Source organism: Klebsiella electrica (assembly GCF_006711645.1).
Classification (GTDB): Bacteria; Pseudomonadota; Gammaproteobacteria; order Enterobacterales; family Enterobacteriaceae; genus Klebsiella; species Klebsiella electrica.
The window spans coordinates 4,520,232-4,544,029 of sequence record NZ_CP041247.1; the positions used below are offsets into that span (position 1 = coordinate 4,520,232).

Here is a 23,798-nt window from a genome sequence, read left to right on the forward strand (position 1 = left end):
TCCGCGCCTACGGTTTTGTAGGCCGGGTAAGGCGCAGCCGCCACCCGGCAATGACATCAGAACATGGCCTTGCCATATTCCATGTCGGACGTACCAAAATATTTCGCCAGCGTCTGGCCGATATCGGCGAAGGTTTCACGGTGGCCCAGCGAGCCCGGTTTAACTTTCGGGCCGTAGACCAGGACCGGGATGTGCTCACGCGTGTGGTCAGTGCCCTGCCAGCTCGGATCACAGCCGTGGTCAGCGGTCAGGATCAGAATGTCATCTTCACCCACCAGCGCCATCAGTTCCGGCAGACGACGGTCGAACAGTTCCAGACCCGCAGCATAACCGGCGATATCGCGACGGTGGCCCCAGGAAGAGTCGAAGTCCACGAAGTTAGTGAAAACGATGGTCTTATCACCCGCTTCTTTCATCTCTTTGATGGTCGCGTCAAACAGCGCATCCAGGCCGGTCGCTTTCACTTTTTTCGTGATCCCGCAGTTGGCATAGATATCGGCGATTTTCCCGACGGAAACCACGTGGCCATCTTTTTCGTCAACCAGCTTTTGCAATACGGTCGGCGCTGGCGGTTCAACGGCCAGATCGTGACGGTTGCCGGTACGCTGGAAGTGACCCGGTTTATCACCCACAAACGGACGCGCGATAACGCGGCCAATGTTATAACCACCTTCAGTCAGTTCTTCACGCGCGATTTCGCACAGCGCGTAGAGTTTATCCAGACCAAAGGTCTCTTCGTGGCAGGCAATCTGGAACACGGAGTCAGCGGAAGTATAGAAAATCGGCTTGCCGGTTTTCATATGCTCTTCGCCAAGCTCATCCAGAATCACCGTCCCGGAGGAGTGGCAGTTGCCGAGATAGCCCGGCAGATTCGCGCGTTTAACCAGTTTATCCAGCAGCTCCTGCGGGAAGCTGTTCTGATGGTCACTGAAGTAGCCCCATTCGAACAGAACTGGCACCCCGGCGATTTCCCAGTGGCCGGACGGCGTATCTTTACCGGAAGAGAGCTCATGCGCCCAGGCATAGGCGCCAATGACTTCCGCATTACCGTCCATACCGGCGGCAATTTTACCGGTAGAGCCTTCATGCGCTTTCACCAGACCCAGACGGGTCAGGTTAGGCAAATTCAGCGGGCCTTTGCGGCCGTGGTCAGCCTCGCCCTTAGCGCAGGCTTCAGCAATGTGGCCCATCGTGTCTGAGCCGACGTCGCCAAAGCGAGCGGCATCTTCAGTCGCACCGATGCCGAAAGAGTCCAGCACCATAATAAATGCACGTTTCATATTATTCTCCGTACCTTTTGCGCTGCAAAAAAGCGATCAGATCAGTATACCGTTATTCGGTGATTCGGCGATAGACCGTCGGGGTTTCTTTCGGCGCCTTATCGTTCAGTTTAATTGCCGCTTTGACGGCTTTCGCCGCTTCCTGCCAGCTGGTTTCGTCTTTGGCGTGGATAACCGCGAGCGGACGCTGCCCGTCAACGCTGTCGCCCAGGCGCGCCATGTCGGTAAAGCCGACGCTGTAGTCAATCGGGTCGGATGCCTGGCGACGACCGCCGCCCATCGACACCACCGCCATCCCCAGCGCACGAGTGTCCATTTCCGCGACAAATCCTTCGCCATCAGCGAAGACCGCTTTGCTCAGCATGGCCGTGGGCAGATAGTTATCGTAGTTCTCGACGAAATCGGTCGGCCCTTTTTGCGCGGCGACCATCCGGCCAAAGAGTTCCGCCGCTTTGCCGTTGTCCAGCACCGCCTGCAGTTTCGCCCGCGCGTCGGCGTCATCCTCGGCCAGCTTGCCGGAAATCAGCATTTCGGCGCACAGCGCCATGGTCACATCAAACAGACGCGGATTACGGTATTCGCCGGTCAGGAAGCGGACCGCTTCACGGACTTCGACGGCATTACCGGCGCTGGATGCCAGCACCTGGTTCATATCGGTCAGCAGCGCGGTAGTCCGCACGCCGGCGCCGTTGGAAACGCCAACGATCGCTTCGGCAAGCGCTGCGGAGAGTTCGTAGGTCGGCATAAAGGCGCCGCTGCCTACTTTGACGTCCATCACCAGCGCATCCAGGCCTTCGGCCAGTTTTTTCGCCAGAATCGAGGCGGTGATGAGCGGGATGGAATCCACCGTCGCGGTAATATCGCGGGTGGCATAGAAACGTTTGTCGGCAGGGGCCAGCGAACTAGTCTGCCCAATGATGGCGACGCCAACATCTTTAATAATGTCGCGGAAACGGGTGTCATCCGGGAAGATATCGAAACCTGGAATGGCTTCCAGTTTGTCGAGGGTGCCGCCGGTATGACCGAGACCGCGCCCGGAGATCATCGGCACATAGCCGCCGCAGGCGGCAACCATCGGGCCAAGCATCAGCGAAGTCACATCGCCCACGCCGCCGGTAGAGTGTTTATCGACAATCGGGCCGTTCAAATTGAGGCTTTTCCAGTCCAGAACGGTTCCTGAATCCCGCATTGCCATAGTTAGCGAGACGCGTTCTGGCATAGACATATCGTGGAAAAAGATGGTCATCGCCAGCGCCGCGATCTGCCCTTCAGAAACGGTGTTATCGCGGATCCCGTTGATGAAAAAGCGAATTTCGTCATCGCTCAGCGCATGGCCATCACGTTTTTTACGAATAATTTCCTGGGCGAGAAACAAGGTAACCTCCTGAGGAATAAGGTCAAATTCGGCGGGCGGCGCAATCTGCGCCCGCGCTAAGATCCTGTAGCCCGGCCGGGCGTCGCGACGCCGGGGATTTCCCGGAATCGGCGCAGCTGCGCCTCATCCGGGCTACGGTTTTGTCGCCGTTACGCCTTAGTAGCTGCTGGCGCTCTTACCGTCGCCGTGACCCAGCGCTTTCAGCAGACTTGCCAGCAGGCTGGAGGCGCCAAAACGATAGTGGCGAGAATCCGCCCAGTCGGCGCCGAACATTTCGTCGGCAATAGCGAGGAACTGCTGTGCATCTTCAGCGCTGCGGACGCCGCCCGCAGGCTTAAAGCCAACGGTATTCTGCACGCCCATATCGCGGATCACTTCCAGCATGATACGTGCACTTTCCGGCGTCGCGTTTACCGGGACTTTACCGGTCGAGGTTTTGATAAAATCCGCCCCGGCTTTAATAGAAATTTCAGAAGCTTTACGAATTAACGCTTCTTCTTTCAGCTCACCGGTTTCGATTATCACTTTCAACAGCACGTTGGCCGCCGCGCAGGCCTCTTTACAGGCTTTCACCAGATCGAATCCGACCTGCTCGTTACCTGCGATCAGCGCGCGGTACGGGAATACCACGTCAACGTCATCCGCGCCGTAAGCGATGGCCGCACGGGTTTCCGCCAGCGCGATAGCGATATCATCGTTACCATGCGGGAAGTTGGTCACCGTGGCGATACGGATATCCGGGGTGCCTTGCGCGTTCAGCGTCTTACGAGCGATCGGGATAAAACGCGGATAGATGCAGATGGCCGCGGTATTGCCTACCGGCGTTTTTGCCTGATGGCACAGAGCGATCACCTTTTCATTGGTGTCATCGTCGTTCAGCGTAGTCAGGTCCATCAGTTTCAACGCGCGCAGGCTGCTTGTAGATAAATCAGTCATTTCTCACTCCGACGGCTTATTGCCGGTTCAATAGTTTCTCACCTTGCGAGTCTGTTACTATTGTAACATCACCTCGCCGTTACACTTCGACATTCATCACAGTTAATGAAAACTCACCTGGAATTTGCATAGCTGAAATGTGATCCTTATCACCTTTCAAGGTGCAGTATTACGCTTCAGAACGCCTGGTTTACTTTAAGCATAATCAGAATCCTCAGATGCGAGAGAGTGTTAGAATAATAACATAAAAACACAAAACCTCTCGATTAAAGCGGGTGCATTTTGTGCTAAAAATAAAATTTCAAACATAATAAATTGAAAAATAACAAATTCAATGAAAGTTAAAAATGATGGAATTATAACATTATGACAAGAAGGGGTTCAGAAGAGAGGATATCCAGGTCATAAGGCAGTCAGCCCACGATGATGCCGCAACGTCTTAGTCGCGGCTGACGCCCGAGCGACATCGCTGAGAGTGCGCTACGCCAGCCGTGTCACAGGGTATAGAACAACGCTTTCGTATTGTGTATCAACGCATTCGCAATAACATCCGCAGGTTCCTGCCGCAGTTCACATAACGAGGCAAAGACACGGGCCACCTGTTCTGGCCGATTTGGTTGCCCCTGAAAACCATTGAGCGGCATATCCGGCGCATCCGTTTCCAGCAGCAGCGCCGATAGCGGCAGACGCGCCATCACATCACGCGTTTTGCTGGCTCGCGGGTAGGTTATGGTCCCGCCGACGCCAATTTTATATCCTGACTGCACAAAGCGTTCCGCCTGCTGCAGGCTTCCCGCAAAACCATGCACCACGCCGGTTCTCGGCAGCGCATGTTTTTTCAACAGCATCGCCAGCGTATCGTGAGTGCGTCGGGAGTGCAGAATCACCGGCAGATCGTAACGCTTCGCCAGCCGCAGCTGTGCCTCCAGCATGACCTGCTGGCGCTCAAACTGCGGATCGTCACGATACAGATCGAGCCCCGTCTCCCCCACGGCGACCAGCTTCCGGTGGCGTTGGCGCAGGCACGCTTCCAGCAGCTCAAGGCTGCGCTCATCATGCCGTTCAATCACAATGGGATGCAGTCCCACGGCGGCATAAAGCGCCGCATGCTGCTCCGCCAGCGCTAATACGCGGGGGAAATTTTCCGCTTCAATGGCCGGAACAATTATCTGCGTGACGCCGGCTTGCGCCGCCCGGGCAAGACTGTCGGCCGCATGGTCAGCGAAGGGCGGAAAATCAAAATGACAATGCGTATCGATAAACGGCCACGTCATGCCAGATCCTCGTTATCAAAGTGGGCGTCATTGGCCTGCGGGGCGGTCACAAAGGTCGCCGGGTGAGAATCGTTGGCGACGGAAGCCGCCGGCACCACGACCGAGGCGGGCTGCGCGACACGCGGCAAATGACGCACCAGCGGCGGACGGTCGGCCAGCAGCTTGCCGACCGTCGCGAGGAAATAACGCCCGCACTGCCGCCCGGTCTTGTAGTCCTCCAGCAGCGCCGGTAAACGGCTTCCCAGCGCCATGCTTTTCAGCGGTTTCTGCGGATAGATTTCCAGGATTCGCAGCTTACCCGGCGGCTTCTCAATAAACTGTTGGGTCGTGCGATAGGTGGCCTCGTGGTGCTGGACCAGGTTCACAAACGGCTGCAGACTGCTTTCCCCCAGCCAACGCTCCATTCGCTTAAACCACTGGGGGGTATAGAACATCTGCGAAGGCACCGTGCGGATAACCACGATGGTTTGCGCCCCGCGTCGGGCCGCCTCCTGCACGGGAATCGCATCGCTGACGCCGCCATCCAGATAGCTGATGCCGTCCAGCATGACGCCGCTGCGATAAAAACCGGGGATCGCGCTGGAGGCGCGGATCAGATCGAGCCACGTGGCCTGGGTGGGAGCAAAATAGTCTGGCGTATAATCATCGCCCCGGCAGGCGCACATCCACAGCTCTTTCCCCTGGGCGAACTGCTCTTCCGCATAGCTCATCGCCAGCGGCATTTTTTGCGCCGCGGTCTCCACCAGCCAGTCAAGATCGATAAGATTGCCGCCGCGGACAAAACGCATAGGATCGAAAAATTCCCGGGCCGTGGTGTAACGGGTGATGACCTTGCGGGCATAGCCCTGCTGGTTGCACATGTAGGCCGACAGGTTCTGCGCTCCGGCGGATGTCCCCAACATAATGTCAAAGGGGTTGAATCCCGCGCGCATGAACTCATCGAGTACTCCGGCGGTAAAAATACCACGCTGACCGCCGCCCTCACACACCAGGCCAAGCTTGCCCGGAATAAATGGTTTGACAGACAACGGTGCAATATTGCCAAGCGTTACGGGAATTCGATGTCCCACCCTGCTTTCCTGTTATGTTTTTATTGTACCAGCCCAAAAAGATCCGCTGGGGTCTCCCCCCCAGCGCACCCGGCCCGTCGGACGATGCCCGCCGCCCGCACGCGTTCAGGAATCCTGACGTCCAGCGCCGCGCCGTCCTGCAATTATTACCCCCCATAAACCACGAAAGCCAGTCCTGAGGACTGGCTTTATGTAAAACGCTATGTCAGTGAAACGCCTTTCGCATCTTGCGCGACAGGGAAAGATCGCTTTCTATGGGCGCCGGCGCCCGGTAAACAGGCTAATCAGGAACAGAATAATACCGACGACAAAGACGATTTTTGCAGCCCAGGCAGCCGTACCCGCCAGGCTACCAAATCCTAACGCGGCGGCAATCAGTGCAATGACCAGAAAAATAATGCCCCATCGAAACATAATGTGCTCCTTACCATAGTGGATAACGGCCGCGTTTCTGCGCGCTCAGGCCGCGCATAAACCAACCCTGTCATGCTCTTTTTCTTAACTCGTCATACGTCGAATTGCTGGTGGTTGGGCGATGCCCGTGTTCCTCGATAAAATGACCTGAATAAGCGCCAGAGGATTCATTTATTTACCTCCCACAGGTGAATAGTTCGCGGGAAATAACGTTATTAAATGAATGGGATTATTTAACGCTGAGATTATTTTCTACGTTTTTTACGCCAGAAACGGCTTTGGCAATGTCTGCCGCACGGTCCGCCTGCTGACGAGAATCAACGGTCCCGGATAAATGGACGGTTCCGCCGCGGGTTTCAACCGTGACTTTTCGCGACGGCACAATGTCATCCGCCAACAGTTTGGCTTTGACTTGACTGGTAATAGCCGTATCGCCTGCATATCCCTTCAGGCTAGCAGATGGCTCTGCGACCACGCGCAGCTGGTCATTCACGCTGGTCACGCCTTTGACCGTTTTCGCGGCGTTCACCGCCAGATCTTTTTGCCCCGCGCCGTCAACCGAACCGCTTAGCGTCACCACTTTATTCTCTGTTTTCACGGAGATATCGCTGCTGCGAATATTTTTATCGTCAATCAACGCCGCTTTCACCCTGGCGGTGATCGTGCTGTCATCCATAAAATCGCCGACTTTATTCAGCGAGCTGTCGACGGCCTTGCCCGCACAGGTGGCAACCGATTGTGCGCTGCCCGCCGGCGGATTTTCTGCATATGCCGAGGCGCTTATCATGGCCGAGCCTAAGAAGAGAGCCAGCAACGTCCCGGCATTCTTTAGTCTTGTCATCTCTCTGTCCTCGTTATTTCTACCGCTAAAGCAAAATAAGTAGTTAATTAAGCCAGAATCTTAAAAATTACTTATTAAATATAGTAGAAGGTCATCAAAGAGACGGAAAATATGTACAAAAAGTTACGCTGACGGCATCTTTAAGAACTTTCTATAGCGCGGGAAACGACGAAAAAATAGCGTGGAGCGCGGGGAGAACCGCGCTCCGGAAGGGATTAGTGCTCGCGAGTTTTACGGAACATCACGTCAGGATAGCGTTCCTGCGTCAGATTCAGGTTAACCATGGTTGGCGCGATATATGTCAGGTTATCACCGCCATCGAGAGCCAGCTGAATTTCGTTTTTGCGCTTAAATTCCTCAAATTTTTTCACGTCGGTGGACTCCACCCAACGCGCGGTCGCCACGTTCACCGATTCGTAAATCGCTTCAACGTTGTATTCACTCTTCAGGCGAGCCACGACCACATCAAACTGCAGCACACCGACCGCGCCGACAATAAGGTCGTTATTGGCGATCGGACGGAAGACCTGTACCGCGCCCTCTTCAGAAAGCTGTACCAGCCCTTTCAGCAGCTGTTTCTGTTTCAGCGGATCCTTCAGGCGAATGCGACGGAACAGCTCCGGTGCAAAGTTCGGGATACCGGTGAACTTCATCATCTCGCCCTGAGTGAAGGTATCGCCGATCTGAATCGTGCCGTGGTTGTGCAGACCGATGATATCGCCCGGCCAGGCCTCTTCCACATGAGAACGGTCACCGGCCATAAAGGTCAGCGCATCGGAAATCACCACGTCTTTACCCGTACGCACCTGACGCAGCTTCATGCCCTTCTCATACTGACCGGATACCACGCGCATAAAGGCCACGCGGTCACGGTGTTTCGGATCCATGTTGGCCTGAATTTTAAAGACGAAACCGGTAAATTTCTCTTCTTCCGCCGTCACTTCACGGGTATCGGTTTTACGCGGCATCGGCGCCGGCGCCCACTCCACCAGGCCATCCAGCATATGATCCACGCCGAAGTTACCTAAGGCCGTACCAAAGAAGACCGGGGTGATTTCACCTGCGAGGAACAGATCTTTATCAAACTCGTTTGAAGCGCCCTGCACCAACTCCAGCTCATCGCGCAGCTGCTGCGCCAGATCTTCGCCGACCGCCTGATCGAGATCCGGGTTATTCAACCCTTTCACGATCCGCACTTCCTGAATCGTGTGGCCCTTACCGGTCTGATAGAGATAGGTCTCATCTTTGTAGAGATGGTACACGCCCTTAAACAGCTTACCGCAGCCAATCGGCCAGGTGATCGGCGCGCAGGCGATACGCAGCTCGTTCTCCACCTCATCCAGCAGCTCCATCGGGTCGCGGATATCACGGTCGAGTTTGTTCATGAACGTCAGGATCGGCGTATCGCGCAGACGGGTAACTTCCATCAGCTTACGGGTCCTGTCTTCAACGCCTTTCGCCGCATCGATGACCATCAGACAGCAGTCCACCGCCGTCAGAGTACGGTAGGTATCTTCGGAGAAGTCTTCGTGGCCCGGGGTATCCAGCAGGTTAACCAGGCTGTTGTGATACGGGAACTGCATCACCGAGGTGGTAATGGAGATACCACGCTGCTTTTCCATCTCCATCCAGTCCGATTTGGCATGCTGGCTGGAACCACGGCCTTTAACGGTACCGGCGGTCTGAATCGCCTGTCCGAACAGTAATACCTTCTCGGTGATGGTCGTTTTACCGGCATCCGGGTGAGAGATAATGGCAAAAGTGCGGCGTTTAGCCACCTCTTGCAGATAAGGAGACAACGTCATAATTGATTCTTCTTAGTAAACGCGGCAACCGGCCACGCATGTGGAATACGAAAAATTGCGGCTATTTTACCCATCAATGGGGGGGAGGCAATCAGTGTTTACACAGGAGCTGCTCCAGGTCGCTTAAAGAGGTCACCGTCCAGTCGGGGTGAAGATCGGCAGGCAATTCCCCCTGATGGGCGTTCAGCCAGCAGGTGGCCAGGCCGGCATTCACCCCGCCGCGAATATCGGACTCCGCCGTATCGCCGACCATCAGTACGCGGGAACGATCGGGATGACCCGCCTGCGCCAGCGCGTATTCGAAAATGCGCGCGTCCGGCTTCGCTACGCCAACCTCTTCAGAAATAATCAATAAATCAAAGTGATCGCGCAAGCCGGTACGTTCCAGACGGATCTGCTGCAGGGAGGTAAACCCGTTGGTGATGATCCCCATCTTCACCTTGCCCTGCAGCGCATTCAGCAGCGATACCGCTCCCGGCAGCGGCGAGCAGATCTCGGCCATCGCATTCATAAAGGCGTCGTTGAGTTCGCCCGGCGGCACGCTGAGGCGCTCCGCCCAGCTATTAAAACGCTGATGTTGCAGCTGCAGCGCAGTGATCGTGCCGTTTTGATAATCCACCCACAGGGGTTTATTCACGGCCTGATAGTCCTGAAAATCTTCGGCGCTAAAGGTCACGCTATAGTCGAGAAACATTCGCTGCAGACCGGTAAAAGAATCAAACGTAAACAGCGTTTCGTCGGCATCAAAGAAAATCCAGTCCCACTTCATCGTATCACCCTGTCATTGCCCGCCCCACAGGCGTCTTGTTACAGCAGATCTGAACATCGCAGCGTCAGACCTGCCCTTAAAAAAGCCTGGCGTACAGGCTGTTACATACTGACTGGCAGCGCCATTATGATCGCATCCTCACGCCCGTCGGCCGTGGGATAATAGCCACGACGAATGGTTGCCTCGTTAAAACCTAAGCTCTCGTAAAGGGCGATGGCGGCGGCGTTCGACGCGCGCACCTCCAGCCATAGCGTCACGATCCCGCGTTTCTCGACCTCATCAATCACCTGTTCCAGCAGCGCTCGCCCAAGGCCACGCCGCTGAAAAGCAGGGTCGACGGCGATGTTAAACAGCGTCGCCTCATCCAGGACAATTTGCGTAATCGCGAAGGCCGCCATCTCGCCATCAACCGTCAGTTGAAGGTTCAGATAGCGCTCACCCTGATTACTGGCAAAGGTTTGCTCGCTCCACGGAAAAGCGTGGGCGCGTTGTTCTATTTGCCAGGCACGGGGCAAATCAGCCGTGTTGAGGGTAGAAATCGTGTTCATGAGCGCAGATTTGTTGCCAGAGCGCCATACGGGCAGGCGCGCTGGTCTGGAGTTCATCAAAAGCGGGCGTCGAAACCTGTGCGCCCGCCAGCAGTAACGGCGCGTCAGTACCCAGCCGCCAGCTGTTGCAGCGGCTATCCTGCGGCAACATAGCCACGCGATCCGGCGTGAGCTGCAGTACCTGATCCGGCGACAGCGCCAGAGCACGGAGAATATCGCTGATGAGCGGTTCAGTCAGCGACGGCGGGTTTTCCGCCACCATCACCAACCGAATATGCCCGGCAAGCGAGATAGCGATTTCACCCTGTAACGCCCCGGGGCGACGCAGCGACCACCGGGTGATACCCAGTTGCTGTAATTGCCACTCTCGTCGGGAAGTCATAGCGCAACACTCCTGTGAATTAAGCGCGCAATATAGCAAATCCCGCTTATCTGCGCCAACAAACTACGTAGACGCGCCCGCCGTTCGCCCGGAGATGACCGGCGTAACGTTATCCGCGCGCGGGCGGCGCCAGCAGCGCCAACAAAGAGGCAGCATTTTGGATAACGTGTATAATCGGCGCCAGTCTTAATGAAGGAGTGTTTCATGTCTGCTTTTACCCCGGCAAGTGAAGTCTTGCTGCGCCACAGTGATGATTTCGAACCCGCACGCGTTCTGTTTGCCGGTGACCTGCAGGATGACCTGCCCGCACGTCTGGACACCGCGGCCAGTCGCGCCCATACCCAGCAGTTTCACCACTGGCAAGCGCTGAACGGCCAGATGGGCGAAAACGTTCGTTTTAGCCTGGTCGCCGAAGCCAGCGATGTTGCCGGTTGCGATACGCTGATTTACTACTGGCCAAAGAACAAACCGGAAGCGCAGTTTCAGTTGATGAATCTGTTGTCGCTGCTGCCGGTCGGGATTGACGTCTTCGTCGTCGGTGAAAACCGCAGCGGCGTTCGCAGCGCCGAACAGATGCTGGCCGAATATGTCCCCCTGACGAAAGTGGACAGCGCACGTCGCTGCGGGCTGTATCACGGGCGTCTGGAAAAACAGCCGACGTTCGATGCGCAACAGTACTGGGGTGAATACCCGCTGGAAAATCTGACCATTAAAACGCTGCCCGGCGTATTCAGCCGTGACGGACTGGACATTGGCAGCCAGCTGCTGCTGTCAACGCTGACGCCGCACACCAAGGGTAAAGTCCTCGATGTCGGCTGCGGCGCAGGCGTACTGGCGACCGTACTGGCCAGCCACTCGCCGAAGGTCCGCCTGACGCTCTGTGACGTCAGCGCGCCGGCGGTTGAAGCGAGCCGCGCCACGCTCGCCGCTAACGGCATTGAAGGCGACGTGTTCGCCAGCAATGTGTTCTCCGAAGTGAACGGTCGTTTCGACATGATTATCTCCAACCCGCCGTTCCACGATGGCCTGCAGACCAGCCAGGAAGCCGCGCAAACGTTGATTCGCGGCGCGGTCCGTCATCTGAACAGCGGCGGGGAGCTGCGTATTGTCGCCAACGCCTTCCTGCCGTATCCGGATGTGCTGGATGAAGTCTTCGGCTTCCATGAAGTGATTGCCCAGACCGGCCGCTTTAAGGTTTACCGTACCGTCATGACCCGTCAGGCGAAAAAATAATTTTTCCGCTTCTCCGGCGGCCGCCACCCCGCCGCCGGTTCCCTCCCTCACATCCGACCATTTTTGCAACAATCAATCCAGGCCACACAATTAACTATTGACGAATAGCTGAAAACCACTAGAATGCGCCTCCGTGGTAACGATACTTTCTGAGTATCGATGGAATGCGAAGGTGGCGGAATTGGTAGACGCGCTAGCTTCAGGTGTTAGTGTCCTTACGGACGTGGGGGTTCAAGTCCCCCCCCTCGCACCATAAACCACGCAGATATCGCTCGCACTGTGCGAAGGTGGCGGAATTGGTAGACGCGCTAGCTTCAGGTGTTAGTGTCCTTAGGATGTGGGGGTTCGAGTCCCCCCCCTCGCACCAACGAGGCGATATCAAAAATAAAGAATACTGTGCGAAGGTGGCGGAATTGGTAGACGCGCTAGCTTCAGGTGTTAGTGTCCTTAGGATGTGGGGGTTCGAGTCCCCCCCCTCGCACCAATATTCTTACCCTTCTCTGTATTATCCTGTCAGCTTCAAATTCAACGCCATTAGCATAATCCCACTGATTAACGCCACACATGACGGTAACAGGACGAAATGCCGCAAGCGCCGGTGCCAGATCATCAATGCCGACATCAATAGCCCGACCGTGACCAGCCCACGCCAGGCTTCTACCGACAGACCAGCCCCTCCCAGTACAGCCACCAGTATGCCTGGAAGCAGCACTGCCCATCCACTGCCCAAAGCTCGCTGCAACATGTTTCCACCCATCCAATCGATAATGATAACCAATATCATATGATAGCTTTTATCATTTGTCATGCTTTTGCCCGTCAGGATATTCCGTTCTTTACGTTCGACCTGATGACATAGATTGGTGAAGGTGATAAATTAAGCGAGGCATACTAATGCATTAAAATATTTGACTATTTCGCAAAAAGCGCACTGCGTGCAGTGCTTTTTATCGTTCATTTTTGGCAGCCATCATTTTGAAATTTAATGACTAATAACGACAAGCCCAATATGACTGCGCAATCCTGGCAAAAGCATTATGACAAAAAATATCAATATTCATTACGGCTCTTTTTGCTGCTGAATTTTATTTCAGCGGTTTTATCACTAGTCAGTCCGCTCTATACCCCCGTCAGCTACACCCTTCCCTGCATGCTGATCGTTATTCTCAGCGCTACCCTGGCGCTATGGCACTGGAAGTTTTCACAGCACAAAATAAATATTTTGTTTATTTCTCTGATATTTGGCGTACTGTGGGCGTCACATATAACAGAAAAAGCCTTGTCGCTGCCAGAGCCCCATTTTAACTTTCTGGTCATTGCGTTATTAAGCATATTGTTTATTGGCGCTATCGCATTCCCCAATAATATCATTGCCTTTACCCTGCATTCTGTCCCCACGTTTATCGCCTGTCTGTTCCTTGCCGAAAGCGAACAGTGGTTACGGATGCTGTATTGCCTCACGCTCCCCATTGCCGGCATTACGTTGCAGGGCATCATGCAAAAACGCAACGATGCTTTCACCCAGGGGCTGATGGATAAACTCCTGCGCGAACGTAACACCCTGAACGATCTGAGTATGCTGGACCCGCTCACCGGCTTATATAACCGGCGCGGCCTGCAGAACCGCCTGGATACCCTTCTGTCGGTGAGTGACAGCGGGCATCATGTGCTGCTGCTGGATATTGACCACTTTAAAGCCTACAACGATCACTACGGCCATATGATGGGCGATCAGGCATTGATTCAGGTCTCCGCAGCCATTCGCAATGCCGTGCGATCGCGCGATATCGTCGCGCGCTTTGGTGGTGAAGAGTTTATGGTGCTGTTAACAAACTGTACGCCGGAAGCGGCTTTGCTGGCCGCAGAGCGTATCCGCCAGCAGGTCTACGATTTGAAAATTCCCCATATGTTTAATGAAAGCGTCGCCACCAATGTCACCATCAGTATTGGCATGACCCCCCCTGCTGGAGACCGATATCGATGGCGCCCTGAAAAGAGCCGATACGGCGCTCTACGAAGCAAAAGGCCAGGGACGCAACATTATCCTCGCCAGTTAATCTCGCCGCCGTGTGCTGCTGAGCCCACGGCGCAGACAAATTTCTTGCCATCGCCCGGGCAAATAACTAGTATCACTAATCATTATCATTTAGATTCATATCTGGCGATTTGATGGCTTACCGTTCTCCTTCATTCAGCAATGACATCATCTGGCAGGCTCCGTTGCCGCCAGCCGAAGATGCGTTGGCGAAGGCGATTCGGGAAAAAATCACCGCCCTTCGCCCCCATCTGCTGGATTTTCTTCGCCTGGATGAAGAGGCTCCGCCCTGTGCCTTGACGCTCGCTGAATGGTCAGCGCCCACGGTACTCAGATCCCTGCTGGCAACCTGGTCCGATCATATCTATCGCCACCAGCCAACGATGCCGCGTGAACAAAAGCCGCTGCTTTCACTCTGGGCACAATGGTATATCGGCCTGCTGGTACCCCCGCTGATGCTGGCACTGCTCAGCGAAGAGACCGCCATCAGCGTCGCGCCGGAGCGTTTTCGCGTTGAATTTCACGAAACGGGTCGCGCGGCCTGCTTCTGGATCGAGGTCAGCGCGGACGATTGCGCCAGAACCCATTCGCCGCAAACCCGTATGGAAACGCTGGTGACCAACGCGCTGCAGCCGGTAGTGCAGGCGCTGGAAACCACCGGCGATATCAATAGCAAGCTTATCTGGAGCAATACCGGCAATCTGATCAACTGGTATCTGGGGGAAATGAAAGCGCTGCTGGGTGACGAACAGGTTGCCGCCCTGCGCCAACACTGCTTCTTTGAAAAGCAGTTTGCTGATGGCCAGGACAATCCGCTGTGGCGAACGGTCATTTTACGTGAAGGATTGCTGGTGCGGCGCACCTGCTGTCAACGTCATCGCCTGCCCGACGTTCATCAGTGCGGGGACTGCACGCTGAAATAGCGCCGTTCACCGCGGGCGGCATTCGGGCCGCCCGCCGGTTATCTTATGCCGTCTGTCGGTTCTCTTCCGCCATGCGCTCCGCCTCTTCAGCCTCCTGGGCCAGCAGCTGTTTCTCGTACACCTTAAAGAACGGGAAGTAGATAATCGCAGAGACACAGGCCAGAATAACCACCAGGATGGCTGCCCGGAAATCCCAGCCCAACGCCCATGCGCCGCCAATCGGCGCCGGAGCCGTCCACGGTACCACTGAAATCACTCGCCCAATCAGATCCATCTTCATCGCCGCCCAGGCCAGTACTGCGTTAACCATCGGCGCCAGCAGGAACGGAATAAAGAACACCGGGTTCATGACGATAGGCGTGCCGAAAATAACCGGCTCGTTAATGTTAAACAGGCTTGGCACCACGCTCAGTCGACCGATTGAACGCAGATGCGCCGACCGGCTACGCAGGTAGCAGAAGACCAGGCCCATTGTGGCGCCAGATCCCCCTATAACAATAAAGAAGGTCCAGAACGCCTCCATAAAGATATGCGGCAGCGGCGCGCCCTGAGCCAGCGCCTGCTGGTTCATCCCCAGGTTGGTCAGCCAGAACATTTGCAGCATGCCAGACACAATCGCCGCGCCGTGGATCCCGGCGAACCACAGCAGATGGCCGATCAGCACCGCCAGTAAAATCGCCGGCAGCGAGTCCGCCGCCGATACCAGGGGTTTAAAGATGGCCATGATGGCCTGCGGAATAAGCATGTCAAAATGGTGCTGAATAAACAGGCTGAGCGGATACAGCGTCACCACCACCACCAGCACCGGAATGAGCAGATCAAAGGAGTTTTTGATCATCGGCGGCACCTGATCCGGCAGGCGAATACCGATATTGTGCGCCTTCAGGAAACGCATCATTTCAACGCAGTACACTGCCACCAGAATCGCCGTAAAAATCCCCGTGCCGCCAAGGCTATCGACCGGCAGGGTGCCGTTCGTTTTTGGCGCCGCCACCAGCAGAAAAGCCATAATGGACAACATGCTGCACATGAAGGGATCGAGCTGGTTGCTCTTCTCATAATGCTTGCCGAGGTTATAAGAGATCGCGGCACAAATGTAGATAGACATAATGCCCATCGTCATATCGAACGGCGTCAGAATGCGCCCTTCAAACTCTTTCGCCAAATTCAACCAGGCGCGCGCAAACCCCCAGGTGGTATCTGGCGAAAACGGCGGGTAGGCAAAGACCAGCAGGAATGACCCGACAATCATAAACGGCATCGCCGAAATGAAACCGTCACGGATAGCCATCACGTGGCGCTGCGACGAGATTCGCCCGGCGACAGGGCTTATATAATTTTCTACAAAGCGAAATATCAGATTAAACGCGGCATGGTTAGCAGACATAGCAGCCCTCCTGACAGGCTTTAGATACTGGCCCAACAACGATTATTCTGCCGTTGTGATGAAAGATGTTCTGTGAACGGACAACCACGCTGGCTATTCCACTCTCTATACCGTTCAAGTCAGCACGATTCATACGCGGCTCTTTGTTATATGTGATACAGGGAAGTTACTCATCCAGTATTCATCTGAGCGAGCAGAACGGCAACCGGTTACAGTAACCGGTTACGGTGATTGTGAAGAAGATCCAGAAATTGGAATAATTCCTGATTCACCATCGGCAATATTTACACTCCGCCAGGCTTGTGACAGATTAAATCGGTCATTCATCAGGAGATCCCAATGAGCCTGCAGTCCGTGCGGCAGTTTTTTGCCGAACATGCCCCCGATATCGACATCATCGAGTTAAATCAAAGTACGGCCACCGTTGCCCTCGCAGCTGCCGCGCATCATGTCGAACCCGGTCAAATCGCCAAAACCCTTTCGTTAAAAGTAAAAGAACGGGTCGTCCTTGTCGTCGCCAGCGGCAACGCCCGGCTGGATAATAAAAAACTAAAGGATGCATTTGGCGCGAAAGCGCGCATGCTCAGCAGCGACGAGGTCGTGATGTTGACCGGGCATCCGGTGGGCGGCGTGTGCCCGTTCGGGCTGGAAAACCCGCTGGCTATCTACTGTGATATTTCGTTAAAACAGTACCCGGAAGTCTTACCGGCGGCAGGCGCTGTCCATAGCGCAGTACGCATTTCACCCGACAGAATGGCCCAGTTGACCGAAGCCACCTGGATTGATGTTTGCCAGTCTCATTCCTGAAGCACCGCTACGCTATCCCTGCCCCCGCAGCGTCTTTGCCGCACGGTGGCGGGAGATGGATAAGAATATCGGCTGCGCTCAGCAGCCCGAGAGCCGAGCTGATACCCAGCCTGAGCATCGCATTGTACTTGTGCGCACGAATGGTTTTGATATCCCGGTCCAGTTGAACCGCTATCTCTGACAATGAATAGCCGCAGGCTATATAGCGAAGAATCGCCTGCTCTATTGAACTGAGGCGATGCCCGTGGAGCACCTTCCGACGGCAGGGTTCGTCAATCGGCGGCATTTGTTGGGCAAGTAGTCGAAATAACTGTTCCTGCAACGTTTCACGACCGCTGGCTTTATTTAAAACGCCGTGCAAATGAAATGGTACCAGCTGAGTAATTAAGTCGCGCTCCCCTCGACTGTTCGCCATAATAATTCGCAAAACATCCGGATGGGTATAAGCAATCTCCTGAAAGAAAAGTAAACTTTCCAGTCGTGGTTGGCGGTGACCGGAAAGTGAAAAAATAATCGCAGTAACATGTCTGATATTCAATGCTTGCGCCAGCGACTGCACATCTTTAAAAAAATGAACACACGTATTTTCGTTATCACGATCGTTTAAGATAAAACGAAGCGCCGTCTCCGTCATTACGCACTGTTCGACGACAGCAATACGTTGCGCTTCGTTGCGCTTATCCATTCCTGCAGCTCTCCGTGTTCTGAGTATATATTCAACTCTTTCATCCCTTGTTCGCTATTAATCCACGCATACATCTGCGCATTGCCATTCAAAGATAAACGGCGCATGGCGCTATTCTTTTGCGCACTAATTGTCTTATTGCTTTTTTTCAATAAAGAGGCGATTTGATTAATTTCCCAACCCTTCGCCAGAAGCCGTAAAACTTTGCGCTCAGATAAAGTCAGAATGCTTATCATCTCCGGGCTTATCGACACACGATCGGCGTTCATATTGAGAGAAGTCACTTTCGCATGCGCGGCAGACAAATCATCCGGGCGCCTCGCGCATATCGCTTCACTTAAACGCGCCACCGGCGCCCCGTCGGAAACTAATGTGCTGTCATCGCGGGCTAAAAAGATCTGGGCCTCACGATCGCTGACACGCCCGACAATATAAACCCAATGAATGTCTTTATACTGAGCCATTAAAAAACAATAATATTCACAAACTGCCTGAGGCTGGCTGATATCACCGGACAGATCGACAATGACCAGCCGGGCTCGACTCAGTTCGGTTCGCGTGAGCGCCTCCGATGAACGGCAGCAACTGAATGTATAGTTGGGGAGACATTCACTGGTGATTGTTTTTAAGCCGGCCTGCATAACCGGAATTTTGCTGACGATGATGCCGTGCTGATCATGTCCTGGTAACATAAATCCTCCGTTTTCTGTAGAAGATTCACGTCTGGCATAAAACAGATGGCCCCCTGGCAACCATAATATTATTTTGCCAGGTGAATCTGTGTCACCCCTGGCGAACGTTTCGGCCCTACGCTCTGTACCAAATCTTAGTGTGGGGAATAGCATTGCTGGCCTTAGCAATAAACGACAGTAGCATACATAAAGACCAACAATAAATTAGAAAAAATGAAAGCAGACTTTAGAAACAATTATGCAAATGTATCACACCGGTTTTATTTAATTTCATTCCTGAATGTTTTTGGCGACACGCCGCTATAGCGGCGAAAAAACCGCGAAAAATAAGTCGCATCTGAAAACCCTAAATAATCAGAAAGTTGAGTCACAGTCATGGCGGTATATTGCAAATTACGCCGCGCCTCCAGCATCAATCTTTGGTGCAAAACCCCTAAGGCACTGCAGCCATGAAATTCACGGCACAAATAATTGAGGTGCGTCGGCGACAGCCCAACCTGGCGGGCGTATTCCGCCAGCGGCAAATGTTCGCGGTAATGGCTTTCAATAAGACGAGAAAAATGTCGCATGACGCTGCGCTTTCGTTCCGCTTTTCCTTCGGCGATCGGCGCCGGGAGGCACTGGCGGTTTAGCCAAACCAACAGCGCGCCTAAGAGCGAGTGCAGCATCATCTCCCGGGCGTCCAGCTCTTCGCAATACTCTTCCCGTAATGCCGTAAACAGCGCGCGGATATGCCCGCGGGAGCGCTTAACGGGCACGCACCGCGGCTGGCCGAGGACATCAAGCTGGCGGCCAAACTGGCGTTCAAAATGGCTGAGCAGCGGCAGCGCCAGCGACAAAACATAACCCTGGGTGCCGGGTGAAAAACGAAACCCATGAATGCACAACGCCGGCACCACCTGAATACAGGATTCCGTCATCACGGTGGTTGTCCCTTCAATTTCGATCTCCGCCCTGCCTTTATGTAAATAGAGCAGCTGCACCAGCTCTGCATGCTGATGCATACGAATATGCCACTCATACAGGCTGCTGCGCTGCAAAATCGACTCGCAGTGCAGAAGATCGGGCGTCGGCCAGTCGCGCTCTTCGCCATACAATTTAAAAACGGGAACGGTATTGGTGGCCTGCATAACAACTCCGGCTGTTGATCCCCTACGCCACGCGCTCCATGGGCAAGCCCACATAGTTTTCCGCTATGGTGGTCAGCCCGGCGCGCGATCCGAGGTAATAGCGGCGGTCCGCCGCCTGCATTTTTTTATCGAACTCGCTCTGCTGCGGAAAATCATGCAACAGGCGGGTCATGAACCAACTAAACCGCTCCCCTTTCCACACCCGATCCAGGGCAAAACGAGAGTAGCTCGCCAGCAGATCGGTGCGGCCGCGGTGATAATATTCCCGCAGAATGCGCCACAAATAGTTCACATCGGAAGCGGCCAGGTTCAGCCCTTTGGCTCCGGTCGGCGGCACGATATGCGCCGCATCGCCCACCAGAAACAGCCGCCCGTACTGCATCGGTTCCACCACGTAACTGCGCAGCGGCGCAATGCTTTTCTCAAGTGAGTGACCAGTCACTAACTTGCCAGAGAGCTCATCCGGCAGGCGGCGCTTCAGCTCATCCCAGAAGCGTTCGTCCGACCATGCCTCAACCTTTTCGCTCAGCGGGACCTGCAAATAGTAGCGACTTCTTGTTAGTGAGCGCTGACTACATAAAACAAATCCCCGCTCATGGTGAGCATAAATCAGCTCCGGGTTGACCGGCGGCGTGTCCGACAACAGCCCCAGCCAGCCAAACGGCCAGACGCTTTCATACTCTTTAAGAATGTCGCGCGGGATGCTTTGTCGCGAGACACCATGAAAACCATCGCAACCGGCGATAAAATCACATTCCAGACGGCAGGTTTCCCCACCGCTGACAAAGGAGACTGACGGCCGGTCGCTCTTCGCATCATGAATCATCACGTCGCTGACGCCATAAATAGCCGGCGCTCCGCATTCAGCACGGGCCGCCATTAAATCCCGGGTGACCTCGGTCTGACCGTATACCATCACGCTTTTTCCGCCGGTCAACTCCGTCAGCGCAACCGGTACCCGCTGCCCCTCAAATAAAAACTCAACCCCATGATGCACCAGCCCCTCCACATCCATGCGCTGCGCAGCTCCCGCTTCCCGCAGTAGTTCGACGGTACCGCTTTCCAGAATCCCCGCCCGAATGCGCCCCAGCACATATTCCGGCGTTTGCCGTTCGAGAATAACGGTGTTGATCCCGGCACGATGCAACAGTTGCCCCAGCAGCAGCCCGGAAGGGCCAGCTCCGATAATCGCGACCTGTGTTTTCATAGGATTGCCTCACGCTCGATGGTTAATTATTTGTTTATTTTTTGTTTAATAAAAGTACTCTCCTGCATTTTTGATAACCCGGACGGGAAAAAGAAGGCAAAAATCCGTATAAAAAATGCACTTTCCAACAGTTTTTAGAAAGTGTGGCGGAGTTCAAATTCTGTTCCGGCCGCCCGCGGCGACTTTTTGCATATTGTTTGATCCGCTCCCCCTCAGAGAAAGCGCGAGTTCAGGTTAAAGTAGCAACAGACACGACGGCATCGGATGTAACGAACAGCGGGTACTTATGCAAACAGATCGGGCAGTGCAGCGCACAATTACGCGACTATGTATTCAGTGTGGACTTTTCTTGTTACAGCATGGCGCAGAGAGCGCGCTGGTTGAGGAGCTCTCGACGCGTCTGGGGCGGGCGCTCGGCATGGACAGCGTTGAAAGCGCTATCTCCTCGAATGCGATCGTGCTCACGACGATTAAAGACGGCGAATGCCTGACTTCTACGCGTAAAAACGTCGATCGCGGCATCAACATGCACGTGGTGACGGAAGTGCAGCATATTGTGATTATGGCCGAGCATAAGCTGCTGGATTATAAAGATGTGGAGAAGCGCTTTACGCAGATTAAGCCGCTGCGCTATCCGCGCTGGCTGGTCGTTCTGATGGTGGGACTCTCCTGCGCCTGTTTCTGCAAGCTCAACCAGGGCGGCTGGGACGGGGCGCTGGTCACCTTCTGCGCCAGCACTATCGCCATGTATATTCGCCAGCTCCTGACCCATCGCTCGATGCATCCGCAGATTAACTTCTGTCTCACCGCCTTTGTCGCCACCACCATCTCCGGGCTGATGCTGCGCCTTCCCGCCTTTACCCACACCTCAACGGTGGCGATGGCCGCCAGCGTGCTGCTGCTGGTTCCCGGCTTCCCTCTGATTAACGCCGTTGCGGATATGTTCAAGGGGCATATCAATACCGGCCTGGCGCGCTGGGCGCTGGCCAGCCTGCTGACGCTGGCCACCTGCATTGGCGTGGTGATGGCAATGACCATGTGGGGGCTACGCGGATGGGCATAATCTCGTATCTGTTCGCTCTGCTTCAGGATATGGCGCTGTCGGCCATTCCGGCCGCCGGGTTCGCCATGGTGTTTAACGTACCGCAGCGCGCGCTGCGCTGGTGTGCGCTGCTGGGCGCAATCGGCCACGGTTCGCGTATGGTGATGATGAGCGCAGGGTTCAATATTGAATGGGCGACGTTCCTCGCCGCTCTGCTGGTTGGCTGTATTGGTATTCAATGGTCCCGCTGGTATCTGGCGCATCCCAAAATTTTCACCGTCGCGGCCGTGATCCCGATGTTCCCCGGTATTTCCGCCTATACGGCGATGATCTCGGCGGTAAAAATCAGCCATTTCGGCTACTCGGAAGAGATGATGATCATGCTGCTGAGTAATTTTCTCAAGGCCTCCTCCATCGTTGGCGCCCTCTCTATCGGTCTTTCCATTCCGGGTCTCTGGCTGTACCGTAAGCGCCCGCGGGTATAGCAGGGATTTGGCCGGACGCTGTGCTACTATAGCCAATGGATTTCAGTTTGCTTGACTGCGACAGCCCGAGACGCTGCGCTGATGCCAGCGGGTCGGATGAACGCCCTCAGTCAGCACAAAAGCGCCTGAAAGACGACAGGTATCCGGGGGCGGTGACCCCTCTCTATAGTTGTTCAGAATTGAGATAGTGTTATGTCTTCGCGAATATTAACCACCGATTTTAGCGGCCTGGATGATTTTATTCAGGACCACGCGGCCGTTCTCGCCAAATCGGCCGGCGGCGCGGTTGCCGTTTTTGCCAACAACGCCCCAGCGTTCTACGCGCTCACGCCGGAACGTCTGGCGCAGTTGCTTGAACTGGAAGCAAAACTGGCTCGCCCCGGCAGCGATGTTACGCTCGATACGCAGTTTTTCGACGAACCCAGCGCAGCGCCAACCGCTATCCCCGTGGGGAAATTCGCCATGTATGCCGACTGGCAGCCGGACGCTGATTTCCAGCGCATGGCCGCGCTGTGGGGCATCGCCCTCAGCCAGCCGGTGACGCCGGAAGAGCTGGCGGCATTTGTCGCCTACTGGCAGGCGGAAGGCAAAGTCTTTCATCATGTGCAATGGCAGCAAAAGCTGGCGCGCAGCGTACAGATCGGCCGGGCCAGCAACGGCGGCCAGCCGCGGCGCGATGTGAATACGGTCAGCGAACCGGATAGCCATATTCCACGAGGTTTCAGAGGATGAGCATGAAAAACGTTGGCGACCTGATGAAGCGTCTGCAAAAAATGATGCCAGCCCATGTCGAACCGGCGTTTAAAACCGGCGAAGAGCTGCTGGCCTGGCAAAAAGAGCAGGGCAAATTGCGTTCTGAAGCGCTGGAGCGCGAAAACCGCGCCATGAAAATGCAGCGAACGTTTAACCGCTCCGGCATCCGTCCGCTGCATCAGAACTGTTCATTTGAAAATTACCGGGTCGAGTGTGAAGGCCAGATGAACGCGCTGTCCAGGGCGCGCCAGTACGTTGAAGAGTTTGATGGCAACATCGCCAGTTTTATCTTTTCCGGCAAACCCGGCACCGGCAAAAACCACCTGGCTGCCGCCATTTGCAACGAGCTGCTGCTCCGCGGGAAATCGGTATTGATCATCACCGTCGCCGATATTATGTCGGCGATGAAAGAGACCTTTGGCAATCGGGAAACCAGCGAAGAACAGCTCATTAACGATCTGAGCAAGGTCGATCTGCTGGTGATCGATGAGATCGGGATGCAGACGGAGTCACGCTACGAGAAAGTGATCATCAACCAGATAGTCGATCGCCGCTCCTCCTCAAAGCGCCCGACCGGGATGCTGACTAACAGCAACATGGACGAGATGAACAAGCTGCTCGGCGAGCGCGTCATGGATCGTATGCGTCTTGGCAACAGCCTGTGGGTTATCTTCAACTGGGATAGCTATCGTCATCGGGTCACCGGCAAAGAGTATTGAGATATT

General features: G+C 54.8%; 24 protein-coding genes, 3 tRNA genes and 1 pseudogene. 11 read left to right on the forward strand and 17 right to left on the reverse strand.

Going from position 1 to position 23,798, the window contains the following annotated elements:
• Positions 1 to 56: 56 nt before the first annotated feature.
• From deoB to Electrica_RS21610, 11 genes are all read right to left on the reverse strand, one after another.
• Complete coding sequence (deoB, locus tag Electrica_RS21560; RefSeq protein ID WP_131049522.1) at positions 57 to 1,280, reverse strand: phosphopentomutase; 1,224 nt, start codon at positions 1,278 to 1,280, stop codon at positions 57 to 59.
• Positions 1,281 to 1,332: 52 nt separating this feature from the next.
• Positions 1,333 to 2,655, reverse strand: coding sequence for a thymidine phosphorylase (deoA, locus tag Electrica_RS21565; RefSeq protein ID WP_141965353.1), 1,323 nt, complete (start codon positions 2,653 to 2,655; stop codon positions 1,333 to 1,335).
• Between the two features lie 156 nt (positions 2,656 to 2,811).
• On the reverse strand, positions 2,812 to 3,591 hold the full coding sequence (deoC, locus tag Electrica_RS21570; protein WP_131049520.1) for a deoxyribose-phosphate aldolase: 780 nt from the start codon (positions 3,589 to 3,591) through the stop codon (positions 2,812 to 2,814).
• A gap of 494 nt (positions 3,592 to 4,085) precedes the next feature.
• The gene (locus tag Electrica_RS21575) at positions 4,086 to 4,865 is read right to left on the reverse strand and encodes a TatD family hydrolase (RefSeq protein ID WP_100682646.1); all 780 of its coding nucleotides are present in this window, start codon (positions 4,863 to 4,865) and stop codon (positions 4,086 to 4,088) included.
• Entirely contained in the window at positions 4,862 to 5,935 is a 1,074-nt protein-coding gene (locus tag Electrica_RS21580) for a patatin-like phospholipase family protein (protein ID WP_100682647.1), read from the reverse strand. Before Electrica_RS21580 ends, Electrica_RS21575 begins: the two co-directional genes overlap by 4 nt.
• Before the next feature lie 252 nt (positions 5,936 to 6,187).
• Complete coding sequence (locus tag Electrica_RS21585) at positions 6,188 to 6,349, reverse strand: DUF1328 domain-containing protein (protein ID WP_100682648.1); 162 nt, start codon at positions 6,347 to 6,349, stop codon at positions 6,188 to 6,190.
• A gap of 229 nt (positions 6,350 to 6,578) precedes the next feature.
• On the reverse strand, positions 6,579 to 7,190 hold the full coding sequence (gene osmY, locus Electrica_RS21590) for a molecular chaperone OsmY (RefSeq protein ID WP_141965354.1): 612 nt from the start codon (positions 7,188 to 7,190) through the stop codon (positions 6,579 to 6,581).
• 215 nt (positions 7,191 to 7,405) lie between these two features.
• Positions 7,406 to 8,995 carry a peptide chain release factor 3 gene (gene prfC / locus Electrica_RS21595; protein WP_100682650.1) on the reverse strand — a complete coding sequence of 530 codons (1,590 nt, stop codon included), beginning with the start codon at positions 8,993 to 8,995 and terminating at the stop codon, positions 7,406 to 7,408.
• A 91-nt stretch (positions 8,996 to 9,086) separates the two neighbouring features.
• Complete coding sequence (gene yjjG / locus Electrica_RS21600) at positions 9,087 to 9,764, reverse strand: pyrimidine 5'-nucleotidase (protein ID WP_100682651.1); 678 nt, start codon at positions 9,762 to 9,764, stop codon at positions 9,087 to 9,089.
• Positions 9,765 to 9,865: 101 nt separating this feature from the next.
• Positions 9,866 to 10,312 (reverse strand): ribosomal protein S18-alanine N-acetyltransferase, encoded by a 447-nt coding sequence (gene rimI, locus Electrica_RS21605; protein ID WP_100682652.1) that lies wholly within the window; start codon positions 10,310 to 10,312, stop codon positions 9,866 to 9,868.
• Positions 10,281 to 10,694, reverse strand: a complete 414-nt coding sequence (locus tag Electrica_RS21610) for a DNA polymerase III subunit psi (protein WP_100682653.1) — start codon at positions 10,692 to 10,694, stop codon at positions 10,281 to 10,283. Before Electrica_RS21610 ends, rimI begins: the two co-directional genes overlap by 32 nt.
• Before the next feature lie 204 nt (positions 10,695 to 10,898).
• On the opposite strand from Electrica_RS21610, the gene rsmC reads away from it, so the two are divergent.
• The 4 genes from rsmC (at position 10,899) to Electrica_RS21630 (ending at position 12,411) form a co-directional block, all read left to right on the forward strand.
• Positions 10,899 to 11,927, forward strand: a complete 1,029-nt coding sequence (rsmC, locus tag Electrica_RS21615; RefSeq protein WP_141965355.1) for a 16S rRNA (guanine(1207)-N(2))-methyltransferase RsmC — start codon at positions 10,899 to 10,901, stop codon at positions 11,925 to 11,927.
• A 166-nt stretch (positions 11,928 to 12,093) separates the two neighbouring features.
• Positions 12,094 to 12,180: transfer RNA gene (locus Electrica_RS21620), tRNA-Leu, on the forward strand.
• Positions 12,181 to 12,208: 28 nt separating this feature from the next.
• Positions 12,209 to 12,294, forward strand: a tRNA-Leu gene (locus tag Electrica_RS21625).
• A gap of 31 nt (positions 12,295 to 12,325) precedes the next feature.
• Positions 12,326 to 12,411: transfer RNA gene (locus Electrica_RS21630), tRNA-Leu, on the forward strand.
• A gap of 21 nt (positions 12,412 to 12,432) precedes the next feature.
• Here the strand turns inward: Electrica_RS21630 and Electrica_RS21635 are convergent.
• Positions 12,433 to 12,672, reverse strand: coding sequence for a DUF1435 domain-containing protein (locus Electrica_RS21635; protein WP_100684708.1), 240 nt, complete (start codon positions 12,670 to 12,672; stop codon positions 12,433 to 12,435).
• 264 nt (positions 12,673 to 12,936) lie between these two features.
• Here Electrica_RS21635 and Electrica_RS21640 point away from each other — a divergent pair.
• A pseudogene (locus Electrica_RS21640) lies at positions 12,937 to 13,984 on the forward strand (GGDEF domain-containing protein).
• Positions 13,985 to 14,096: 112 nt separating this feature from the next.
• The gene (gene fhuF / locus Electrica_RS21645; RefSeq protein ID WP_131049517.1) at positions 14,097 to 14,885 is read left to right on the forward strand and encodes a siderophore-iron reductase FhuF; all 789 of its coding nucleotides are present in this window, start codon (positions 14,097 to 14,099) and stop codon (positions 14,883 to 14,885) included.
• A gap of 43 nt (positions 14,886 to 14,928) precedes the next feature.
• Here the strand turns inward: fhuF and Electrica_RS21650 are convergent, their stop codons facing one another.
• Positions 14,929 to 16,272: a PTS sugar transporter subunit IIC gene (locus tag Electrica_RS21650; protein ID WP_131049516.1), complete on the reverse strand. Its 1,344-nt coding sequence runs from the start codon at positions 16,270 to 16,272 to the stop codon at positions 14,929 to 14,931.
• A gap of 339 nt (positions 16,273 to 16,611) precedes the next feature.
• Here Electrica_RS21650 and Electrica_RS21655 point away from each other — a divergent pair, with 339 nt between their 5' ends.
• A complete protein-coding gene (locus Electrica_RS21655; protein ID WP_100684632.1) occupies positions 16,612 to 17,079 on the forward strand; it encodes a YbaK/EbsC family protein in 468 nt (155 codons plus the stop codon).
• Positions 17,080 to 17,086: 7 nt separating this feature from the next.
• On the opposite strand, the gene bglJ is transcribed toward Electrica_RS21655, so the two are convergent.
• The 4 genes from bglJ to pobA form a co-directional block, all read right to left on the reverse strand.
• The gene (gene bglJ / locus Electrica_RS21660) at positions 17,087 to 17,764 is read right to left on the reverse strand and encodes a DNA-binding transcriptional activator BglJ (protein ID WP_165457178.1); all 678 of its coding nucleotides are present in this window, start codon (positions 17,762 to 17,764) and stop codon (positions 17,087 to 17,089) included.
• The gene (locus Electrica_RS21665) at positions 17,713 to 18,456 is read right to left on the reverse strand and encodes a helix-turn-helix transcriptional regulator (protein ID WP_141965356.1); all 744 of its coding nucleotides are present in this window, start codon (positions 18,454 to 18,456) and stop codon (positions 17,713 to 17,715) included. The genes bglJ and Electrica_RS21665 overlap by 52 nt, the downstream gene beginning before the upstream one ends.
• A gap of 260 nt (positions 18,457 to 18,716) precedes the next feature.
• A complete protein-coding gene (locus tag Electrica_RS21670; RefSeq protein WP_100684634.1) occupies positions 18,717 to 19,586 on the reverse strand; it encodes a helix-turn-helix domain-containing protein in 870 nt (289 codons plus the stop codon).
• A 22-nt stretch (positions 19,587 to 19,608) separates the two neighbouring features.
• A complete protein-coding gene (gene pobA / locus Electrica_RS21675) occupies positions 19,609 to 20,793 on the reverse strand; it encodes a 4-hydroxybenzoate 3-monooxygenase (protein ID WP_131049513.1) in 1,185 nt (394 codons plus the stop codon).
• A gap of 286 nt (positions 20,794 to 21,079) precedes the next feature.
• Between pobA and Electrica_RS21680 the strand changes: the two genes are divergently transcribed.
• From Electrica_RS21680 to dnaC, 4 genes are all read left to right on the forward strand, one after another.
• On the forward strand, positions 21,080 to 21,856 hold the full coding sequence (locus Electrica_RS21680) for a threonine/serine exporter family protein (protein ID WP_141965357.1): 777 nt from the start codon (positions 21,080 to 21,082) through the stop codon (positions 21,854 to 21,856).
• Positions 21,847 to 22,320, forward strand: coding sequence for a threonine/serine exporter (locus Electrica_RS21685; RefSeq protein WP_100684637.1), 474 nt, complete (start codon positions 21,847 to 21,849; stop codon positions 22,318 to 22,320). The genes Electrica_RS21680 and Electrica_RS21685 overlap by 10 nt, the downstream gene beginning before the upstream one ends.
• A 192-nt stretch (positions 22,321 to 22,512) precedes the next feature.
• Entirely contained in the window at positions 22,513 to 23,052 is a 540-nt protein-coding gene (dnaT, locus tag Electrica_RS21690) for a primosomal protein DnaT (protein WP_141965358.1), read from the forward strand.
• 2 nt (positions 23,053 to 23,054) lie between these two features.
• Positions 23,055 to 23,792 carry a DNA replication protein DnaC gene (dnaC, locus tag Electrica_RS21695; protein ID WP_142255929.1) on the forward strand — a complete coding sequence of 246 codons (738 nt, stop codon included), beginning with the start codon at positions 23,055 to 23,057 and terminating at the stop codon, positions 23,790 to 23,792.
• Positions 23,793 to 23,798 lie beyond the last annotated feature (6 nt).

Excerpts from the sequence above, each read along its gene's own strand:
- deoB (WP_131049522.1), bottom strand. The coding sequence starts at position 1,280 with ATGAAACGTGCATTTATTATGGTGCTGGACTCTTTCGGCATCGGTGCG.
- deoC (WP_131049520.1), bottom strand. The coding sequence starts at position 3,591 with ATGACTGATTTATCTACAAGCAGCCTGCGCGCGTTGAAACTGATGGAC.
- Electrica_RS21575 (WP_100682646.1), bottom strand. The coding sequence starts at position 4,865 with ATGACGTGGCCGTTTATCGATACGCATTGTCATTTTGATTTTCCGCCC.
- Electrica_RS21585 (WP_100682648.1), bottom strand. The coding sequence starts at position 6,349 with ATGTTTCGATGGGGCATTATTTTTCTGGTCATTGCACTGATTGCCGCC.
- osmY (WP_141965354.1), bottom strand. The coding sequence starts at position 7,190 with ATGACAAGACTAAAGAATGCCGGGACGTTGCTGGCTCTCTTCTTAGGC.
- prfC (WP_100682650.1), bottom strand. The coding sequence starts at position 8,995 with ATGACGTTGTCTCCTTATCTGCAAGAGGTGGCTAAACGCCGCACTTTT.
- yjjG (WP_100682651.1), bottom strand. The coding sequence starts at position 9,764 with ATGAAGTGGGACTGGATTTTCTTTGATGCCGACGAAACGCTGTTTACG.
- rimI (WP_100682652.1), bottom strand. The coding sequence starts at position 10,312 with ATGAACACGATTTCTACCCTCAACACGGCTGATTTGCCCCGTGCCTGG.
- Electrica_RS21610 (WP_100682653.1), bottom strand. The coding sequence starts at position 10,694 with ATGACTTCCCGACGAGAGTGGCAATTACAGCAACTGGGTATCACCCGG.
- rsmC (WP_141965355.1), top strand. The coding sequence starts at position 10,899 with ATGTCTGCTTTTACCCCGGCAAGTGAAGTCTTGCTGCGCCACAGTGAT.
- Electrica_RS21635 (WP_100684708.1), bottom strand. The coding sequence starts at position 12,672 with ATGTTGCAGCGAGCTTTGGGCAGTGGATGGGCAGTGCTGCTTCCAGGC.
- fhuF (WP_131049517.1), top strand. The coding sequence starts at position 14,097 with ATGGCTTACCGTTCTCCTTCATTCAGCAATGACATCATCTGGCAGGCT.
- Electrica_RS21650 (WP_131049516.1), bottom strand. The coding sequence starts at position 16,272 with ATGTCTGCTAACCATGCCGCGTTTAATCTGATATTTCGCTTTGTAGAA.
- Electrica_RS21655 (WP_100684632.1), top strand. The coding sequence starts at position 16,612 with ATGAGCCTGCAGTCCGTGCGGCAGTTTTTTGCCGAACATGCCCCCGAT.
- bglJ (WP_165457178.1), bottom strand. The coding sequence starts at position 17,764 with ATGGATAAGCGCAACGAAGCGCAACGTATTGCTGTCGTCGAACAGTGC.
- Electrica_RS21665 (WP_141965356.1), bottom strand. The coding sequence starts at position 18,456 with ATGTTACCAGGACATGATCAGCACGGCATCATCGTCAGCAAAATTCCG.
- Electrica_RS21670 (WP_100684634.1), bottom strand. The coding sequence starts at position 19,586 with ATGCAGGCCACCAATACCGTTCCCGTTTTTAAATTGTATGGCGAAGAG.
- pobA (WP_131049513.1), bottom strand. The coding sequence starts at position 20,793 with ATGAAAACACAGGTCGCGATTATCGGAGCTGGCCCTTCCGGGCTGCTG.
- Electrica_RS21680 (WP_141965357.1), top strand. The coding sequence starts at position 21,080 with ATGCAAACAGATCGGGCAGTGCAGCGCACAATTACGCGACTATGTATT.
- Electrica_RS21685 (WP_100684637.1), top strand. The coding sequence starts at position 21,847 with ATGGGCATAATCTCGTATCTGTTCGCTCTGCTTCAGGATATGGCGCTG.
- dnaT (WP_141965358.1), top strand. The coding sequence starts at position 22,513 with ATGTCTTCGCGAATATTAACCACCGATTTTAGCGGCCTGGATGATTTT.
- dnaC (WP_142255929.1), top strand. The coding sequence starts at position 23,055 with ATGAAAAACGTTGGCGACCTGATGAAGCGTCTGCAAAAAATGATGCCA.